This is a genomic window from Citrobacter europaeus, from assembly GCA_020099315.1.
GTDB lineage: Bacteria > Pseudomonadota > Gammaproteobacteria > Enterobacterales > Enterobacteriaceae > Citrobacter > Citrobacter europaeus.
In genome coordinates this window covers 2599365-2618396 of the sequence record CP083650.1, presented here as the reverse complement: position 1 = coordinate 2618396, position 19032 = coordinate 2599365, and the positions used below count along the sequence as shown (strand labels likewise).

The window sequence follows — 19032 nt, the reverse complement described above, 5'->3', positions numbered from 1 at the left end:
CAGATACCTTTTCGATCACCCGGCAAGGAATTCACTGTAACGGCTGATATCCACGTTGCCACCGCTGATGATAATGCCGATTTTCTTACCACGCAGTTCAGCTTTACGCGCTCTGGCGGCGGCGAAACCCAGGCAACCGGTCGGCTCCACGACAATTTTCATTCGTTCAGCGATAAATTTCATTGAGGCGACTAATTCATCGTCTGAGACAGTCAGAATATCGTTCACGTTTTGCTGGATAATTGGAAACGTAATATTCCCGAGATGTTGAGTTTGAGCGCCGTCAGCAATGGTTTTAGGTGTATCGATATGAACAATTTTGCCGCTGCGAAACGACTGTTGACCATCATTTCCTGCTTCGGGCTCGACGCCATAGATGATGCAGTCAGGAGACAAATGTCGCGCTGCCAGTGCGGATCCTGAAAGCAGCCCGCCGCCGCCCAGACACACGAAAAGAACGTCTAACTGACCTACTTCCTCAATCAGCTCTTTTGTGGCGGTGCCCTGGCCCGCAATCACGTGCGGATGGTCGTAAGGCGGGATTAGCGTCAACCCGTGTTTTTCTGCCAGGTCCCGGCCAATCTTTTCACGATCTTCGCTATAGCGATCGTACATCACCACATTTCCGCCATAGCCTTTTGTTGCGGCAACTTTAGCTGCCGGGGCATCATGCGGCATGATAATGGTCGCCGGGATCCCCAACAATTTTGCCGACAGGGCAATGGCCTGCGCGTGGTTGCCGGAAGAAAAAGTAACGACGCCCGCAGCGCGTTGCTCCGGGGTGAACTGGCGCAACGCATTCATGGCGCCGCGAAATTTAAACGCGCCCATTCTCTGGAAGTTTTCGCACTTGAAGAAAACTTCAGCAGCAAATTCTTCATTAACCGTTCGGGAGGTCATCACCGGCGTTCTGTTGGCATAATCGGCGATGCGTTCTGCCGCAGCGGCCACATCGTTATAATCTGGCAGTGTCATTTCAGTCATTGTTGTTCACCTGTATGTCGTTAAACGTTACGCTTGTGGGGCCAACGCAATGGCTTCAACTTCCAGCGCGAAGCCATAATGAAGCTCAGCAACGCCTGCTACGGCACGGGATGGGCGGAAATCACCGATCCATTCTCCATAGATTTTGTTAAACGTCGGCCACTGGTTCATATCCGTCACATAGACGCGAACAGACACCAGATGCTGACGGGAAACTCCAGCACCCGCCAGACAAGCATCAATATTCTTGAGTACCAGTCGGGTTTGATCTTCAAAAGAGGCATCCGCTTTTTTCTCGCCATCAAAAGTAACCGGCAACTGCCCCGAAATGAAGACGAAGCCGCCAGCCGTTGTACTGTGCGAGTAATGACCTGCTGGCGGGAAGCTTCCGGCAGATGAGTTCAATGTAATGTCCACGGACATAAGAAATCTCCTGTAGCTGATGGTGATTCACTTTGTATAAAATAATACTGTTTGTCTTATTTATACGCTTTCATACTGCTTTCGGCTAGTGGTAGTTTTCGCGGGTGATAATTTTGTGAACTATTGCAAACGCGGCACACGCTATATCGCCATCGTGAGGTGGCGAAAAGGGGGGCTTTTGATGAGGGGGACGGCAGGAGAGTGTAGCAGCGCCCCGAAGTGGGGCGTCTGGGGGAAAATATTAGCCGATATGACCGTGGTTAATCTTACTTAATGGTTCATTGATATCGAAGATTTTGAACGTCACGTCTGTCACGCCTAAATGCTTCAGGCGAGCCGTGTGTTTTTTGATATAGGCCAGCGCGGTGTTTTCATCCTGGAACAAGTAGATGCCACCCGCTTCATTATTTGCTGCGTTTTCGGTCCAGATTTTCCAGATGAACCCCGGCTCCTGGTTGATTGACTCGGCCAATTCAACGAGCTGATTCGACATCTCAGCCCCAAACGGACCATGAAAATCAAAGTGTATCTGTACGAGTTTGTTCGACATAAATCCTCCATGGATGGGTTAATTCGGGTAAGGCTGTTAGCGCAACAGCACGTGACCCGTCAGATAAGTTACAGCTTGTCCGCCGATGTAAACACGCGTTCCTGTCAGTTGGCAGCGTAAATCCCCGCCGCGTGCCGAGACCTGGCGCGCCAGCATCTGTGTTTTGTTCAGTTTTGCAGCCCAGTAAGGGATCAGCATGCTATGTGCCGAGCCTGTGACGGGGTCTTCCGCAACGGCTTCGCCCGGGCAGAAGAAACGGCTGACGAAATCGTATTCCCCATCACCCGGTGCGGTGATACAAACCATTTTCCCCAGCGGAAGCATGGCGTGGATGTTTGGGCGCACAGCCTCAACCTGCTGTTGATTCTCCAGCACCACCATGTAATCGCGTGCGACGCGCACCTCTTTGTATTCTGTGATGCCTAATGTTTCCAACAATAAGGTGGACGGCTCGACAGGTTCACTTTGCCAGGCCGGAAAATCAAGCGTCAGCCATTCACCGCTGCGTGTGACCGTCAGCGGACCCACAAACCGGGTAGCAAAATGGAGGGTAGTGTCCGGGTAATCCAGATGTTCAAAGATGACATGCGCGGCGGCCAGAGTGGCATGCCCACACAGATTGATTTCTCCCTGAGTGGTAAACCAACGCAGCTCAAAGCCATTTTCCTTGGCGACAAAAAAAGCAGTTTCAGACTGGTTATGCTGCTGCGACATTTTTAATAATGTTTCATCGGGCAGCCAGTCAACGAGCGGACAGACTGCTGCGGCATTACCGCCAAACGTCGTGGTGGTAAAGGCATCTACCATGTAAAAATCGATTTGTTGCACTGTGTAACCCTCTCATCGCACTCGGGATAATCCACACTCTATCATGCAATGATTGCCATGGGTTAAGCGCGCCGATTCGCCTGGCTGGTCAAAATTCGTTATCATCCGTTCCCACACTTTATCCAGGCCGCTCATGTCTACGATCCTCGATACCTTCATTGCCCCACCTTGTCATGACGAGATAGAGATCCTCTATCAGGACGAGCACCTGGTGCTTATCAATAAACCCAGCGGGCTGCTTAGCTTGTCGGGGAAAAATCCGCAGAATCTTGATTCGGTACATTACCGGCTGGTACAGATTTACCCCGACTGCACGCTGGTTCATCGGCTTGATTTTGGGACTTCAGGGCTGATGGTGGTTGCCCGCAACAAGGCTATCAATGCCGCGCTTTGCCAGCAGTTTAGCCAGCGTACGGTCACTAAGGTTTACAGCGCGCTGTTATGCGGACATCTGGAAAACGATGAAGGGATTATCGACGCAGCGATTGCCAAAGACCCGGCGCTGTTTCCACTGATGTCGATTTGCGCTATTAACGGCAAACCTGCCCGCTCGCGCTATCAGGTTATTGAGCGCTTTTATCACCCCCTGGAGGAGGGGACTTTACTCCCCTTGACGCGCGTACAACTGACGCCTGAAACTGGGCGAACCCATCAACTACGGATCCACTGTCAACAGTTGGGGCATCCTATTTTGGGGTGCGATTTGTATGGCGGGCGTCTACTGCCAGGCACTGAACTAACCCCGCGGCTGATGCTGCATGCCAGTGAGTTGCATTTCAGGCATCCTGTCCACAAACAGTGGGTGAATGCCGAAAACGCCAGCCCCTTCTGAAGCGGTAAAAAAGCCGCCAGATGGCGGCTGTTATGGGGTTATCGCGCGGCGCGTTGTAAAATAACTGCTGACGGCTGGCGTTGTAGAAACCGCATGCGCAGCATCATCAGTATCGCCGCAGAGGTCAGGCCGATAATAAAGCCCATCCAGAATCCCGCCGGTCCCATCCGGTCAACGACCAGATCGGTAAGCGCCAGAATATAACCGCTTGGCAAACCCAGCACCCAGTATGCCGTAAAGGTAATAAAGAAAATGGAACGCGTATCTTTATAACCACGCAGGATACCGCTGCCAATAACCTGGATAGAGTCCGATATCTGATACACCGCGGCCAGTAACATGAGCTGCGCCGCCAGAGCGACTACTTCCGGGTTATTGTTGTAGAGCAGGGCTATGTGCTCGCGGAATGTCACGGTGAAAATCGCCGTTACCATCGCCATGCAGACCCCGACACCCAGACCCGTTCTGGCGGCAGTTTGCGCATCCAGTGTCGATCCCTGGCCCAGACGATAACCGACACGAATGGTGACGGCTGCAGCCAGAGACATCGGCAGAACGAACATTAACGAGCTGAAGTTCAGTGCGATCTGGTGTCCGGCTACGTCGACAATCCCCAACGGGGAAACCAGCAGCGCCACCACCGCAAACAGCGTCACTTCGAAAAATAGCGCCAGCGCGATAGGCAAACCCAGTTGAATCAGACGTTTCATTACGGCGGTGTCCGGTTTCTGGAAACCACGCTCATTACGAATATCGCGCATCGAGCGTGCGCGTTTTACGTAAGACAGCATGGCGATAAACATCACCCAGTAAACCGCAGCCGTAGCTACGCCGCAGCCCACGCCGCCCAGTTCCGGCATGCCTAAATGCCCATAAATGAAAACGTAGTTAACTGGAATGTTCACCAGCAGGCCGAGAAATCCCATCACCATCGCCGGTTTCGTCTTGGCCAGACCTTCACACTGATTACGGGCTACCTGGAAGAACAAATACCCAGGTGCCCCCCACAGCAACGCGCGCAGGTAGCCGACGGCTTTATCCGCCAGCGCCGGGTCAATATTATGCATGGAGTGAATAATGTAGCCTGCGTTCCACAGCACTACCATTATCAGAATGGATACGCTGCCCGCCAGCCAGAATCCCTGGCGTATTTGATGGGCGATTCGATCCCGGCGTCCGGAACCATTGAGTTGCGCAATTACCGGCGTCAATGCCAGCAGTAGTCCGTGACCAAACAGAATGGCCGGCAGCCAAATGGACGTACCAATGGCGACGGCCGCCATATCCGTGGCGCTGTATCCGCCCGCCATGACGGTATCAACGAATCCCATTGCGGTTTGAGCGATTTGCGCAAGAATCACCGGAATTGCCAGAGCTAATAACTGACGCGCTTCACTTACATACTTTTGCACGTGTACACCACTATATTGTTGTTATTTGAGAGACTAAAAAAGCCGCCTTATCTGGCAGCAAGGAGAAAATGCAGGGGAAATTTCAGTCTATTGTAGCGAGGAATACGTAATTCTCCAGTGAAAAAACAGGCAGGCGCGGCGCATCGCTGGCAACCTGAATTTCCACCTGCTATTGTGCTGTGCAGAGATGTCTTAATTGAGTTCAGGAGTTTGAAGTATGTTTACGGGTATTGTGCAGGGCACCGCGAAATTGGTGTCCATTGATGAAAAACCAAATTTTCGTACGCATGTCGTGGAGTTGCCTGAATATATGCTGGATGCGCTGGAGACTGGCGCATCGGTTGCTCACAATGGGTGCTGCCTGACGGTCACCGAAATTAACGGTAACCAGATCAGCTTTGATCTGATGAAAGAAACGCTGCGCATCACCAATTTGGGTGACCTGAAGGTCGGTGATTTGGTCAACGTTGAGCGGGCGGCAAAATTCAGCGATGAAATTGGCGGACATTTAATGTCGGGCCACATTATGACTACCGCCGAAGTGTCGAAAATTCTGACCTCTGAGAACAACAGACAGGTGTGGTTTAAGGTTCAGGATCCATCGCTGATGAAATATATCCTGTACAAAGGATTTATCGGTATTGACGGTATCAGCCTGACGGTCGGTGAAGTGACGCCGACGCGCTTCTGTGTGCATTTGATCCCGGAAACGCTGGAGCGTACGACGCTTGGCAAGAAAAAGCTGGGCGCGCGGGTCAACATTGAAATTGACCCTCAGACTCAGGCGGTGGTTGATACCGTTGAGCGTGTGCTGGCGGCGCGTGAAAGCGCCATCAGTCACGTCACGGGCGAATCGGGAGCGTAAGCCTGAGTGTCAAGCCCCCGTTGGCTCGGGGGCGATAACGATTAGCGGGGAACGCGCAGACCGTGTTCAACGCCGCGGGAAAATACCACCTGCCATAGCTGAATGTCACGAGCACGAAACGCCCCGGCGCAGGCGTTCAGGTAATAGCTGAACATCCGTTTGAAACGTTCGGTATAGTTATCGGCGATTTCGGGCCAGGATCTCATGAAACGCTCGTGCCAGGCCATCAGCGTTGTATCGTAATCCGCGCCAAAATTATGCCAGTCTTCCATCACAAAATGTGGCTCGCTGGCGTTAGCTATCTGGCGAACTGACGGTAAACAGCCGTTCGGAAAGATATATTTATTGATCCACGGGTCAACGTTATTGTCGGTCTTTTTGGAGCCGATGCTATGCAGCAAAAAGAGACCGTCAGGTTTTAAATTACGATCGACCACCTCAAAATAGGTGGCGTAGTTCTTCGGCCCCACATGCTCAAACATGCCCACGGAGACAATGCGATCAAATTTGTCGTTCAGGTCTCGGTAGTCCTGCAGCAAAATGGTGACATCCAGCCCCGCGCAACGCGCCTGCGCCATTTTCTGCTGTTCTGCCGAAATGGTCACACCCACTACGCTAACGCCATACTGTGATGCCATAAACTGGGATAAACCGCCCCAGCCGCAGCCAATATCAAGCACCCGCATTCCTGGCTTCAACTGCAGCTTTTCAGCAATCATTTTTAGCTTCGCCTGCTGGGCAGATTCCAGGGTGTCGGCATCTTTCCAGTAGGCGCAGGAATACTGCATATAAGGGTCCAGCATGCGGGTAAAAAGGTCGTTGCCTAAATCGTAATGTTCTTTACCGACGACCCACGCACGTTTTTTGGTCTGTAAATTGAACAGGCGGGCCGTGGCGATACGTAGCGTATCTTTAAAGTGGCGGGGGAGTTGGTTTTCAAGACCCGCGCGCAGGACTTTACTAAAAAACATGTCCAGCCGGTCGCATTCCCACCAGCCATCCATATAACTTTCACCCAACCCTAACGATCCTTCCTGTAATACGCGTTTGAAAAAATCGGGGTTTGTTACGCGAATATCCGCCGGTGCCGGGCCATTAATGGTAATGCCTGCACGGCTCAATAATTCATTGGTGATGCGGTACCAGTCATCATCCGGTACGCTGACGTCTTCTATACACGATGAACTCATAGCTTCTCCATCACTGGTCGGTGATCAGAACCTTAAAACAGCGTAGACGCTTTTTTGGGCTTTGTGAGAAATCTCACGGAATTAATCCGCGAATCTATAATCCGACGTAGAACAGAGGAAGGGAGGAACCCTTGCCGAAAAGGCCATCCGTGGAAAAACGGGAACGTTCTTGTCACCGTTAATACATAGAAATTATCGTTATTTTTAACAACCGGAAATCAGTATAGGCCTGATTTTTTATCGATTCAACTGATAATTGTTAGCGGGCTAATTAATTGCCCGCAACAATCTTTAGTGAGACTCACCGTGGGCAATTTGTGCACGATCATCTGTTTGCGGGGCGTCAGCTTTCTGTGATTGCATTTTGTAACCCACGCCCGCCAGCAGCACCGTTGTCAGCATCACGCTGGTGGTGGTGAGCAGTGGGGTGGCGATTAACCAGGAAACCACAAGGCTTGCGAGGAAGCATAAACCCAGTTGCAGCGTGTTCTGCAATGCGGCTGCGCGTCCTGTTGCTTGTGGGAAAGGACGTAATGCTTGCGCGACGACGATAGGATAGATTGCCCCGTTAGCGATCGCCATCACACAGAATGGGATCAGGATTTCAGCCAGCGCAACATGATGAATAAAGCCGGTTGCCCAGGTGGCCACAACGCTGATGGCATACAGAATGAGTAACCAGGGCAGCAGTTGACGGCCCTGCCATTTTTGCAGCGCAGCGCGGCAGCCGTAACCACCGATTAAGAAAGCGATAGTTTGCGGAACATAGCTCAGGCCAATCACCGCTGGACTGTAGCCCATTTCGCTGAGGATGAACGGGGAACCCGTCAGCCATGCGAAAAAGCTTGCGGAACAGGCGGCATAAATCAGCACGTTTCCGCGGTAAGTTTTCGAGCGTAGCAAGGTGGCGAACGTCAGTTTGTCCTGGCTGTCGTCGCGTGCTTTAACCGTCGGTTTTAAGCGCAGTGCAGGAAGCATCAGAATTAGGGTAATAGCAAAAAGGGTGGCGAAAATGGCCTGCCAGGAAAAATGTACCAGGATCCAACTGCCTAGTAATGGTGCTAATGCCGGAGATAATCCGACCAGCGGCATAATGGTGGCAAAGATGCGGTTTACTTTTTGTGAAGGATAATAATCGGTGACCAACGCCTGCCAGATAACCGATGCAGCGCAAACACCAACGGCCTGGACAAAGCGCAGCACCAGCAGGCCGGTGGCGTTTTCAACCCACAGCATGCCCAGACTGCCCAGTGCAAAGATAGATAAACCCAGTAGCAAAATAGGTTTGCGACCGTAGTGGTCGGAAAGTGGCCCCCACAAAAGTTGCGCGACGGCAAAACCGGCTAAGAACAAGCTAAGGCTGGCGCTGACGGCAGATGCAGGTGTTTGCAAATCGGACTGAATTGCGGCAAAGGCGGGCAGATACATATCCGTTGCCAGAAAGCCGAGCACGCTAAGACCTGCCAGCCAGACTAAAAACCCTTTCCCAGGTTGCATCATCATTTCTCTTTTTTTAGCAATAGAACAATGCCGCTGAGTGTAGTGAGTGTAATTCTCGCTGTGAAACGCTAATATTTGCTTACTGATTTCAAATTTTTTGCAGGCAGAATATGTGGTCGGAATATTCACTTGAAGTGGTTGATGCCGTTGCGCGTAACGGCAGCTTTAGTTCTGCCGCCCAGGAGTTGCACCGTGTACCCTCCGCGGTAAGCTACACCGTACGTCAACTGGAAGAGTGGCTGGCGGTGCCGCTTTTTGAGCGGCGCCATCGGGATGTGGAATTGACGCCTGCTGGCGCATGGTTTCTTAAAGAAGGCCGCTCTGTTATCAAAAAAATGCAGATCACTCGCCAGCAATGCCAGCAAATTGCCAACGGCTGGCGCGGGCAACTGGCGATCGCAGTCGATAACATTGTCCGCCCAGATCGTACCCGACAAATGATCGTCGATTTCTATCGTCATTTTGACGATGTGGAACTGTTGGTTTTCCAGGAAGTCTTTAACGGCGTCTGGGATGCGCTGTCCGATGGGCGCGTTGAGCTGGCAATCGGCGCCACGCAGGCGATTCCGGTGGGGGGCCGCTATACCTTCCGCGACATGGGAATGCTGAGCTGGAGCTGCGTGGTGGCTAGCCATCATCCGTTGGCGTCAATGCCCGGGCCGCTGAGTGATGACACGTTGCGCAACTGGCCGTCACTGGTGCGTGAAGATACCTCCCGTACGTTGCCAAAGCGTATTACCTGGCTGCTGGATAACCAAAAGCGCGTTGTGGTGCCAGACTGGGAATCTTCCGCTACCTGTTTGTCTGCAGGGTTGTGCGTCGGCATGGTACCGACGCATTTTGCCAAACCGTGGATCGATAGCGGCAAATGGGTTGCGCTACAGTTGGAGAATCCATTTCCTGATGCCGCATGCTGCCTGACATGGCAACAGAACGATACGTCGCCGGCATTGAGCTGGCTGCTGGATTATTTAGGGGATAGTGAAACGTTGAACAAGGAATGGCTGCGGGAGCCAGATGAGGCCCCCGCGCAACAGGCTTAGCGGCGGTAATCGCGGAACGGGCCGTCGGCAACCGAGCGGCGTTCTACCAGACGCGGATGCACCTCGATAGATTGTGACTCTTCGCGCTTATTCACGATACGGTCTAACAACATGTTGAAGGCCGTTTCACCCAGCGAATCTTTCGGCTGGTGAATAGTCGTCAGGGCCGGCGTGAAGAAGCGGGCGTTGCGCACGTTGTCGTACCCGATAAGCGAGACATCCTGCGGTACGCGCAGTCCCATCTCGTCAGCGGCGCACAGTGCACCCATCGCCATAATATCGCCACCACAGAAGACGGCGGTCGGACGATGCGACTGTGACAAAATTTGCTGCATGGCGCGATAGCCGGACTCAGGTTCAAAATCGCCCTGCACAATCCAGTTTTCAGGCACTTTAATCAGCGCTTCTTCCATCGCTTTCATAAAACCAGCCAGACGCCCGGCTCCGGTGTTACGTTCCATTGGGCCAGGGATCACGCCAATCTCACGATGACCACGTTCTACCAGATACCGACCTGCCATGTAACCGCCTTCGAAGGCGTTATCAATGACCGTATCGGTAAAGTCGGCTTTTGCTTCGCCCCAGTCCATGACGACCATCGGAATATGGCGATACTCTTCGAGCATCGTCAGCAGCGGCTCCGGATACTCGGAACACATCACCAGCAGACCATCAACGCGCTTTTGCGCCATCATCGACAGATAGGCCTGCTGTTTTTCGAGACTGTTCCATGCGTTACCCAGAATCAGGGTATAGCCTTTCTGGAAACAGTTTTTCTCAACGGCTTCGATAATTTCAGCGAAATAGGCCGCTTCGCTGCTGGTGGCCAACAAGCCAATAGACTTGGTGTGATTCACCTTCAGGCTGCGTGCCACTGCGCTCGGAGAATAGTGCAGCTCTTTGATCGCCGCCCAGACAGCATTACGCGTTTCTTCCGCGACAAAGCGCGTTTTGTTAATTACGTGTGATACGGTTGTAGTGGAAACGTTTGCTCGCTTCGCTACATCTTTAATTGTTGCCATTACATCTCACTCCAGACCATATCCTAAGCTCCTGAGAATACTCCAGGTAAACGTTTGCCTTTACACACCCTTAGCGCAACGTAAGGGTTGCGGCACGCCGGGAAAACGACACGGAACGTCAGGAAGGGGTCAATGGCCGGTACGCTAATCAAGTAAGCGTGGAATTTTGTCTGATCTTAACGAAAAGGGGAAGAGTTAAAAGCAGTTATCAATATAAATCGTGAGAGATTTTTGCTTTCAAGTGTGTAAAAATGCGCAATATCACTTTTTGTGTGGGAATAAAAAGGAGAAAACTTGATGAGCACCGATCTGAAATTTTCGTTAGTAACTACCATTATTGTTCTGGGCTTGATCGTCGCGAGTGGCCTGACCGCAGCGCTGCATTGATTTCCCCGAGGGAGTTAATTCTCCCTCATCCTTTCCGCTGGCTTTTCCACTCTATTGTTTGCGAATAAGCAAAAGTCTTTTGCAGTTTTGTTAACTTTATTAATTTTGCGATCAATGTCATGCTTTTGACTCTTATTTTATGTCGCGCCATGGCTCGACGTTACGGAGTCGCAATATGAAACTCAATTTTCCATTACTGGCGCTGGCGATCGGCGCGTTTGGCATTGGTACCACCGAATTTTCGCCAATGGGATTATTGCCCGTCATAGCCAAAGGTGTGGATGTCTCGATTCCGGCGGCCGGCATGTTGATCAGCGCGTATGCGGTTGGCGTAATGGTGGGCGCTCCGCTGATGACATTATTGCTGTCTCATCGTGCGCGACGTAATGCGTTGATATTCCTGATGGCGATTTTTACGCTGGGTAACGTGCTCTCGGCTATCTCACCGGATTACACCACGCTGATGTTATCGCGTATTTTGACCAGTCTGAATCACGGGGCATTTTTTGGTCTTGGCTCTGTGGTTGCTGCAAGCGTGGTACCCAAACATAAGCAGGCCAGCGCCGTGGCAACCATGTTTATGGGGTTAACCATTGCCAATATTGGCGGAGTTCCGGCGGCAACCTGGCTTGGTGAAACCATCGGCTGGCGCATGTCGTTTATGGCAACGGCGGGTCTTGGGGTCATCGCGATGGTCAGCCTGTTCTTCTCATTACCCAAAGGTGGGGCAGGAGAGCGCCCGGATGTCCGTAGTGAACTGGCGGTACTTATGCGCCCGCAGGTGCTGTCGGCACTGCTGACGACCGTTCTGGGCGCCGGGGCGATGTTCACGCTTTATACCTACATCTCACCGGTGTTGCATACTATCACCCATGCCACACCGGCATTTGTCACCGGTATGCTGGTGCTGATAGGCGTTGGCTTCTCGATCGGTAACTACTTTGGCGGCAAACTGGCTGACCGTTCAGTGAACGGTACGCTGAAAGGCTTTTTACTGCTGTTGATGGTTATTATGCTGGCCATTCCTTTGCTTGCGCGAAATGAGCTGGGCGCGGCGGTCAGTATGGTGGTCTGGGGCGCGGCGACGTTTGCCGTCGTTCCACCGTTGCAGATGCGTGTGATGCGCGTTGCCAGCGAAGCGCCTGGATTATCATCCTCAGTCAATATTGGCGCATTTAACCTGGGGAACGCACTGGGTGCCGCAGCCGGTGGGGCGGTGATTTCCGGTGGTTTAGGCTACAGTTTTGTGCCGGTGATGGGGGCGATTGTGGCGGGGCTTGCGCTGCTGCTGGTCTTTATCTCGGCGCGGAAACAGCCTGAAGAGGTCTGTACTGCCACTCATTAAAACTAAAACGCAGAAGGGTTCCCTTCTGCGTTATCTTTTTATGCTGCGAAGTTCTTCGCAACAAATTCCCAGTTCACCAGCGCCCAGAAGTGCTCCAGGTAACCTGGACGGGCATTGCGATAATCGATGTAGTAGGCGTGTTCCCATACGTCAACGGTCATCAGCGGCGTCGCGTCGGTGGTCAGCGGAGTACCCGCGTTGGAGGTGGAAACGATAGCCAGTTTGCCATCCGTTCCTTTAACCAGCCAGGTCCAGCCAGAACCGAAGTTTTTGATAGCGGCGTCGGTAAACTGCGCTTTGAAATCCGCAAAGCTGCCAAAGGAGGCGGCAATTGCCTCGGCCAGTTTACCGGTTGGTTCGCCACCTGCGTTCGGTGCCAGGCAGTTCCAGTAGAACGTGTGGTTCCAGACCTGTGCTGCGTTATTGAAGACACCACCTTCAGAGCTACGTACGATCTCTTCCAGTGATTTACCTTCAAACGCAGTGCCTTTAATCAGGTTGTTCAGATTGGTCACGTAGGTTTGATGGTGTTTGCCATAGTGGTATTCCAGCGTTTCGGCAGAAATATGCGGTGCCAGAGCATCTTTGGCATACGGTAATGCAGGTAATTCAAACGACATTGCTTCTCTCCTTATTATTTATATTGAGTACACACAATAGCCTCATTGTGAGTAAGGATAGGGTAGCAAATTGAAAGGTTATGCAAAAGAAGAACTTACCCTACAGCATGTTCTGTAGGGTAAGTTTTTAGCGAATTGTTTTTGGCGTCATTACCCGACGAGCGCCCACATAGTGGCGCTGCCAGTAATCTTCACTCAGAGAGGTGATTTGAATTTCCTGCCCGCTTCGCGGTGACTGAATAAACTTACCGTTGCCAACATACACGCCAACGTGATCGGCGGTTCCGCGACCCTGGGTACGGAAAAAGACCAGATCGCCATTTTTCAGTTCGCCACGTTCGATCGGCGCGGCATCGCGCAGGTGATACATTTCGTTCGCGGTACGCGGAATGCGGAATTTCACCAGATCTTTATAGGCGTAATAGACCAGTCCGCTGCAGTCAAACCCGGTTCTTGGTGAGGTGCCGCCCCAGCGATAAGGTTTGCCGATTTGGTTCATCAAGGTAGACATGGCGGTTTTAGTCGCTTTCTGCACTTTCACTTTATGCGCGTCAGCAAGCGTCGTTGGGGTGGTGGTTTTCACCTTCACACAGCGCGGCTTATGGCCTTTGCGCGGTGTACATTTTTCAGTCCAGGTAACGGCAGCAGTTTGTGCTGCGGCAGTTTTACCACGACGATTTACAGTTTTAGTCGACTTTGCCGGAGCGGCTGTGCGTTTTTTTGAAGAGGAAGCGGTTTTGGTGCTGGTTTTACTGGTGGTCTTTGTCGCCGTTTTCTTGCTGGTCTTTGTTGTTTTTTGGCTGGCTGTAGCGCTTTTCTTTTTATCTACCGTTTTGATGGTGTGAGAATTGGTAGGTGTCGTCCTGGCCTGCTTGGAAGCATGAGCCATAGGCGTAAAGGGCAGTGTAGTAAAAAGTAAAGCACAGAGCGTGATCGAGATTCGGTTTATCCGCGCCACTGAGCAGTCCTCTGGTAAGGCAGGTCTATCGTGCCTGCGTGTGATTTTCAAAACTTGATGATTCTAATCTATAGAAAGAGGGAAAGTTAATAGCTTTTTTTGTTTAAACTTATGTTTCGTAACCGACCGCAAAAAAAAACAGCAATTAACGTAGGAGTTGGTGAACGGATAATCAAATCCACAGCCTTTAAAGGGATAAATGAGATTGTGAATGCAACTTTTAGCGTCAGGGGATAAAATAATAACGCGTAATGAAAATGTTATTTTCCGTTGCCTGTCTGACCCGCTACAATGTCAGACTACTGCCGTAAAAGAAGTTTAAGGAAGCAAGATAATGAGCACCACTATCGAAAAAATCCAGCGCCAGATCGCTGAAAACCCGATTCTCCTGTACATGAAAGGTTCCCCTAAACTGCCAAGCTGCGGTTTCTCCGCACAGGCTGTGCAGGCGCTGTCCGCCTGTGGTGAACGCTTTGCTTATGTTGATATTCTGCAGAACCCGGATATTCGCGCCGAGCTGCCGAAATACGCAAACTGGCCGACCTTCCCGCAATTGTGGGTTGACGGCGAGCTGGTTGGCGGCTGTGACATTTTGATCGAAATGTACCAGCGCGGTGAGTTGCAGCAGCTGATTAAAGAAACAGCGGCGAAATACAAAACTGAAGAGCCGGACGCTGAGTAATATCAGCAGAAGTAAAAAAGCGACCTGAAATGGTCGCTTTTTTTATGTCGCCGTTACGCTTCTTCAGGTACGGGAAGAGGCCAGCCGCCGAGACGTTTCCAGCGGTTAACGATTTCACAAAACAGCACGGCAGTACGTTCGGTATCATACAGCGCCGAGTGCGCCTGATTCCCGTCAAATTCCATTCCCGCCGCCAGACACGCTTTTGACAACACCGTCTGTCCCAGTGACAGGCCGCTTAATGCCGCCGTATCAAAGGTGACAAACGGATGGAACGGATTACGTTTCAGCGAGGCGCGTTCTGCTGCAGCCATCATGAAACTGTGGTCGAACGTAGCGTTGTGCGCCACCATGATCGCCCGATTGCAGCCGCTGTCTTTAATGCCTTTACGCACCATTTTGAAGATGGCATGCAGAGCGTCATATTCGCTGACCGCGCCGCGTAGCGGATTGTTAGGGTCAATACCGTTAAAGGCGAGGGCCTCCGGCTGCAAATTCGCGCCTTCAAACGGCTCTACGTGGAAATGTAACGTCGTGTCCGGCATCAGCCAGCCTTGTTCATCCATTTTCAGTGTGATGGCTGCGATCTCAAGCAGCGCATCGGTTTTGGCATTAAACCCTGCGGTTTCGACATCAATGACGACAGGATAAAAACCACGAAAACGGTCACACAGACCGGAAAGTTGAGCGTTATCGGACATCTGGGTCTCTTAATACGGGAAAATTGCAGCGCGTATTATGGCAAAATGATGAGTATAAAACTACGGGCACAGACGATCTGTGCCCGAGGGGGAGGTTAGTCGCCCAGGCCGCGCCCGGCGTCTTTCTCTTCAATCAGCTCAATTTTGTAACCGTCGGGATCTTCAACGAACGCGATCACTGTAGAGCCGCCTTTTACCGGACCTGCTTCACGCGTAACGTTACCGCCATTCTGGCGAATGCGTTCACACGCCTCGGCTGCGTTGTCTACGCTCAGGGCGATATGGCCGTAGGCGGTGCCCAGCTCATACTTGTCGACACCCCAGTTATAGGTCAATTCGATCACGGCTTCACTGGTTTCAGGGCCGTAACCGACAAAGGCCAGAGAATATTTGTATTCAGGGTTTTCGCTGGTCCGCAGCAGTTTCATGCCCAGCACGTTGGTATAAAACTCGATGGAACGCTGCAGGTCACCCACGCGCAGCATGGTATGAAGTAAACGCATCTTTTTCCCCTTCGAAAATGGCTAATACATTCAAAATGTTGTTTTAGTATAGCGGCGTTGTTACGCCGCTATCAATGGCAGAACGGAGATTGTGACGTTAGAGGGTAGGATAATCGGTGTAACCTTCCGCGCCGCCGCCGTAGAAGCTTTCGGCACGTTGCGGATTCAGCTCAGCTTTACGCTGCAGGCGAGCCACCAGATCCGGGTTAGCGATATAGGCGCGACCAAAAGCAACGGCGTCGATCAGGCCTTTCTCGATCAGCGCTTCTGCTTTTTCAGGCGTGTAGGCGCCCGCGCCAATGATCGGGCCGTGGAAACGTGCGCGAACTTTTTCGCGGAACGCGTCGGAATACGGCTCGCCACCGGCCCAGTCTGGTTCAGACATGTGCAGGTAAGCAATTCCGCGTTTGCCCAGTTGTTCAATCAGATACAGCGCATCAGCTTCTTCGTTTGGGCCGTTGTCAACGTTCTGGAAAGAGCCAATCGGGGAGACGCGAATACCAATACGATCGGCGCCCCATTCCTTAATTCCTGCATCGACAACTTCCAGCACCAGCCGCGCACGATTTTCGACGCTGCCGCCGTATTGATCGGTACGCTGGTTAGACGTTGGTGACAGGAACTGGTGCAGCAGGTAGCCGTGAGCGGAGTGCAGTTCAACCATGTCGAAGCCCGCTTCGCGCGCGTTGGCAATAGCCTGACGGAAGTCATTAACGATGCCCGGAATTTCTTCGGTTTCCAGTGCGCGCGGCATTGAGGTATCGGCACGCGTTGCCAGACCGTTTTCATCGCGCAGTGAGGTGCGGGTACCGGCGCTAATCGCAGAAGGTGCAACAGGAGCCTGACCGTTTGGCTGCAGACTGGCGTGAGAAATACGCCCAGTGTGCCACAACTGGACAGCAATATGGCCTTGCTCTGCGTGTACGGCCGCGGTGATTTTCTTCCATGCGGCGATTTGCGCTTCGCTGTGTATGCCGGGTGCCCCTGCATAGCCTTTCGCCTGTGCGGAGATCTGCGTCGCTTCGCTGATGATAAGACCTGCGCTGGCGCGTTGACGGTAATACTCGACCATTAGCGGAGTAGGGATGTCGCCAGGCTCAATACTGCGCAGACGCGTCAATGGCGCCATGAATACGCGGTTTGCTGCCGTAATGGCACCCACCTTCAGCGGGGAAAACAGTTTTTCAGATGACATGTGATACTCCTGAATAGACCGGTCGTCTAGTAATAAAAGAAATAAAAACGCCTGTTAAACGGCAGGCGTTGTGATGATGGTTTTAACGTGTGCCAGCGCATTTTCCAGCGGGGTGGCGCTACGAGAAATCTTGGCCTGCAAATTGGCGCCCAGCCATAGCGCATACAACACTTGCGCCTGCTGTAACGGCTCGCCAACAAAGGACAGACAATGGTTTGCCTGACCTTTCTCCAGCGCCTGCGCTAACAGCACAATAATGTGCCGCGCGCCTTTATCCATCGCGGTGCGCATATCCTCTGAGAGATCGCACACTTCGGCAGACAGTTTTACAGTTAAACAGCCGCTAATAATGCCGTGCTGGCTAAACTGGTTCAGGGTTTCCTGATAGTAGGCCAGAATACGGTCGCGGTAGTTACCCGCCCCCGAATCAAAGTGCGTAGCCAGTCGCTGATGGTAGGCCGCATAGTGGCGTTCCAGCATCGCCACACCGAACGCTTCTTTGGAGCGAAAATAGTGATAAAACGAACCTTTGGGCACTTCAGCGGTTTTCAGTAATTCGCTTAAGCCCATGCCGGTGAAGCCGCGCTGCATACACAGCAGCTCGCCAGTCGCCAGAAGATGTTCGCGTGTATCGTGTTCAGTGATTTTGTTCATGGAAACGAGTGTAATAGACCAGTCGGTCTAATGCAATAGCGCTTGCGAGAAATTCAGTTAACGTCTTCAATAGGTATATCAATCTTATTAAAGGAGGGGATGTGGCCGAACAGCTGGAGTTTTTCCCCGTCCAGAGCCCATGCCTTGGAATATGTCAGTCTGACGAACGCGGTTTTTGTCGTGGCTGTTTTCGCAGTCGGGATGAGCGTTTTAACTGGCAAAATATGAGCGATGCCCAGAAGCAGGAAGTGCTGCGGCTATGTCGTCAGCGACTGATGCGTAAATTACGAGCAAACAAAGCCAACCCTTCGGAAGAACCGCAACAACCTTCACTCTTTTAAAAGCGTAATTGCGTATACTCGATGCACATTCACTTATAAGGAAGCTGCTATGGTTCAGCGTATTACTATTGCGCCGCAAGGTCCGGAATTTTCTCGCTTTGTGATGGGCTACTGGCGCCTGATGGACTGGAATATGTCCCCGCGCCAGCTAGTCAGCTTTATTGAAGAACATCTGGATTTGGGTGTTACCACCGTCGATCACGCCGATATTTACGGCGGATACCAGTGTGAGGCGGCGTTTGGCGAGGCAATGAAGCTGGCTCCGCACCTGCGCGAAAAAATGCAAATTGTGACCAAATGCGGGATCGCGACGACGGCGCGCGCGGAAAATGCGCTGGGTCATTACATCACCGACAGCGCGCACATTATTGCCAGTGCGGAAGAGTCGTTGAAGTTGCTGGCGACCGATCATATTGATTTGCTGCTGATCCACCGCCCCGATCCGCTTATGGATGCAGATGATGTAGCTGATGCGTTTAAAAAATTGCACCACAGCGGCAAAGTGCGTCACTTTGGCGTCTCTAACTTTACCCCGGCGCAGTTCTCACTGCTGCAATCGCGTCTGCCGTTTACTCTGGCAACCAATCAGGTTGAGATTTCACCAGTACATCAGCCGCTCCTGCTGGATGGTACTTTAGATCAATTGCAACAGCTGCGCATTCGTCCGATGGCCTGGTCCTGCCTTGGCGGTGGTCGTCTGTTTAATGACGATGCCTTTCAGCCATTACGTAATGAACTTGCCGCGATCGCAGAAGAGCTGAACGCGCAGTCCATTGAACAAGTGGTGTACGCCTGGATTTTACGGTTACCGTCTCAGCCGCTGCCGATTATTGGCTCAGGGAAAATAGAGCGCGTACGTACCGCCATTGAGTCTGAGTCACTGAACATGTCTCGCCAGCAATGGTTCCGTATCCGTAAAGCCGCGCTGGGTTACGACGTACCTTAATCGCGTTTTTGATGCTTCTCCGCTCAAAATTGTGTCACTGGTTTACACTTA

General features: G+C 52.0%; 22 protein-coding genes. 8 read left to right on the top strand and 14 right to left on the bottom strand.

Annotated elements, in window-relative coordinates; translation table 11 throughout:
• Window positions 1-15 precede the first annotated feature (15 nt).
• From LA337_12390 to LA337_12375, 4 genes are all read right to left on the bottom strand, one after another.
• Window positions 16-984, bottom strand: coding sequence for a threo-3-hydroxy-L-aspartate ammonia-lyase (locus tag LA337_12390; GenBank protein UBI14009.1), 969 nt, complete (start codon window positions 982-984; stop codon window positions 16-18).
• A 27-nt stretch (window positions 985-1011) separates the two neighbouring features.
• Window positions 1012-1407, bottom strand: coding sequence for a RidA family protein (locus LA337_12385; GenBank protein UBI14008.1), 396 nt, complete (start codon window positions 1405-1407; stop codon window positions 1012-1014).
• A 241-nt stretch (window positions 1408-1648) separates the two neighbouring features.
• On the bottom strand, window positions 1649-1957 hold the full coding sequence (locus tag LA337_12380; protein UBI14007.1) for a monooxygenase: 309 nt from the start codon (window positions 1955-1957) through the stop codon (window positions 1649-1651).
• Between the two features lie 36 nt (window positions 1958-1993).
• Window positions 1994-2785, bottom strand: a complete 792-nt coding sequence (locus tag LA337_12375; GenBank protein UBI14006.1) for a PhzF family phenazine biosynthesis protein — start codon at window positions 2783-2785, stop codon at window positions 1994-1996.
• Between the two features lie 133 nt (window positions 2786-2918).
• Between LA337_12375 and LA337_12370 the strand changes: the two genes are divergently transcribed.
• Window positions 2919-3617, top strand: coding sequence for an RluA family pseudouridine synthase (locus LA337_12370; GenBank protein ID UBI14005.1), 699 nt, complete (start codon window positions 2919-2921; stop codon window positions 3615-3617).
• Between the two features lie 38 nt (window positions 3618-3655).
• Here the strand turns inward: LA337_12370 and mdtK are convergent, their stop codons facing one another.
• On the bottom strand, window positions 3656-5029 hold the full coding sequence (mdtK, locus tag LA337_12365; protein ID UBI14004.1) for an MdtK family multidrug efflux MATE transporter: 1374 nt from the start codon (window positions 5027-5029) through the stop codon (window positions 3656-3658).
• Window positions 5030-5246: 217 nt separating this feature from the next.
• Here mdtK and LA337_12360 point away from each other — a divergent pair, with 217 nt between their 5' ends.
• Entirely contained in the window at window positions 5247-5894 is a 648-nt protein-coding gene (locus tag LA337_12360; protein ID UBI14003.1) for a riboflavin synthase subunit alpha, read from the top strand.
• A gap of 41 nt (window positions 5895-5935) precedes the next feature.
• On the opposite strand, the gene cfa is transcribed toward LA337_12360, so the two are convergent.
• Together cfa and LA337_12350 are read right to left on the bottom strand one after the other, a co-directional pair.
• Window positions 5936-7084 carry a cyclopropane fatty acyl phospholipid synthase gene (gene cfa, locus LA337_12355; GenBank protein ID UBI14002.1) on the bottom strand — a complete coding sequence of 383 codons (1149 nt, stop codon included), beginning with the start codon at window positions 7082-7084 and terminating at the stop codon, window positions 5936-5938.
• A gap of 291 nt (window positions 7085-7375) precedes the next feature.
• Window positions 7376-8581, bottom strand: coding sequence for a Bcr/CflA family multidrug efflux MFS transporter (locus LA337_12350; GenBank protein UBI18453.1), 1206 nt, complete (start codon window positions 8579-8581; stop codon window positions 7376-7378).
• A 113-nt stretch (window positions 8582-8694) separates the two neighbouring features.
• On the opposite strand from LA337_12350, the gene LA337_12345 reads away from it, so the two are divergent.
• Window positions 8695-9627 (top strand): LysR family transcriptional regulator, encoded by a 933-nt coding sequence (locus LA337_12345; protein UBI14001.1) that lies wholly within the window; start codon window positions 8695-8697, stop codon window positions 9625-9627.
• Here LA337_12345 and purR read toward each other — a convergent pair.
• Complete coding sequence (gene purR / locus LA337_12340; GenBank protein ID UBI14000.1) at window positions 9624-10649, bottom strand: HTH-type transcriptional repressor PurR; 1026 nt, start codon at window positions 10647-10649, stop codon at window positions 9624-9626. The genes LA337_12345 and purR overlap by 4 nt on opposite strands.
• 297 nt (window positions 10650-10946) lie before the next feature.
• Between purR and ynhF the strand changes: the two genes are divergently transcribed.
• Together ynhF and LA337_12330 are read left to right on the top strand one after the other, a co-directional pair.
• Window positions 10947-11036 (top strand): stress response protein YnhF, encoded by a 90-nt coding sequence (ynhF, locus tag LA337_12335; protein UBI13999.1) that lies wholly within the window; start codon window positions 10947-10949, stop codon window positions 11034-11036.
• A 175-nt stretch (window positions 11037-11211) separates the two neighbouring features.
• Window positions 11212-12381 (top strand): MFS transporter, encoded by a 1170-nt coding sequence (locus LA337_12330; GenBank protein ID UBI13998.1) that lies wholly within the window; start codon window positions 11212-11214, stop codon window positions 12379-12381.
• A 38-nt stretch (window positions 12382-12419) separates the two neighbouring features.
• Here the strand turns inward: LA337_12330 and sodB are convergent, their stop codons facing one another.
• Window positions 12420-13001, bottom strand: coding sequence for a superoxide dismutase [Fe] (sodB, locus tag LA337_12325; protein ID UBI13997.1), 582 nt, complete (start codon window positions 12999-13001; stop codon window positions 12420-12422).
• 127 nt (window positions 13002-13128) lie between these two features.
• The gene (locus tag LA337_12320; GenBank protein ID UBI13996.1) at window positions 13129-13959 is read right to left on the bottom strand and encodes a C40 family peptidase; all 831 of its coding nucleotides are present in this window, start codon (window positions 13957-13959) and stop codon (window positions 13129-13131) included.
• A gap of 334 nt (window positions 13960-14293) precedes the next feature.
• Between LA337_12320 and grxD the strand changes: the two genes are divergently transcribed.
• Window positions 14294-14641 carry a monothiol glutaredoxin 4 gene (gene grxD / locus LA337_12315; protein UBI13995.1) on the top strand — a complete coding sequence of 116 codons (348 nt, stop codon included), beginning with the start codon at window positions 14294-14296 and terminating at the stop codon, window positions 14639-14641.
• Window positions 14642-14694: 53 nt separating this feature from the next.
• Here grxD and rnt read toward each other — a convergent pair whose 3' ends face one another.
• The 4 genes from rnt to LA337_12295 form a co-directional block, all read right to left on the bottom strand.
• On the bottom strand, window positions 14695-15342 hold the full coding sequence (rnt, locus tag LA337_12310; protein ID UBI13994.1) for a ribonuclease T: 648 nt from the start codon (window positions 15340-15342) through the stop codon (window positions 14695-14697).
• Window positions 15343-15437: 95 nt separating this feature from the next.
• Window positions 15438-15845, bottom strand: coding sequence for a lactoylglutathione lyase (gene gloA, locus LA337_12305; GenBank protein UBI13993.1), 408 nt, complete (start codon window positions 15843-15845; stop codon window positions 15438-15440).
• A gap of 97 nt (window positions 15846-15942) precedes the next feature.
• Window positions 15943-17040: an alkene reductase gene (locus tag LA337_12300; protein ID UBI13992.1), complete on the bottom strand. Its 1098-nt coding sequence runs from the start codon at window positions 17038-17040 to the stop codon at window positions 15943-15945.
• A gap of 54 nt (window positions 17041-17094) precedes the next feature.
• On the bottom strand, window positions 17095-17694 hold the full coding sequence (locus tag LA337_12295) for a TetR/AcrR family transcriptional regulator (GenBank protein ID UBI13991.1): 600 nt from the start codon (window positions 17692-17694) through the stop codon (window positions 17095-17097).
• Between the two features lie 101 nt (window positions 17695-17795).
• Here LA337_12295 and LA337_12290 point away from each other — a divergent pair, with 101 nt between their 5' ends.
• Both LA337_12290 and LA337_12285 read left to right on the top strand, forming a co-directional pair.
• A complete protein-coding gene (locus LA337_12290; protein UBI13990.1) occupies window positions 17796-18035 on the top strand; it encodes a DUF1289 domain-containing protein in 240 nt (79 codons plus the stop codon).
• Between the two features lie 49 nt (window positions 18036-18084).
• Window positions 18085-18981 carry an aldo/keto reductase family oxidoreductase gene (locus tag LA337_12285; GenBank protein ID UBI13989.1) on the top strand — a complete coding sequence of 299 codons (897 nt, stop codon included), beginning with the start codon at window positions 18085-18087 and terminating at the stop codon, window positions 18979-18981.
• Window positions 18982-19032 lie beyond the last annotated feature (51 nt).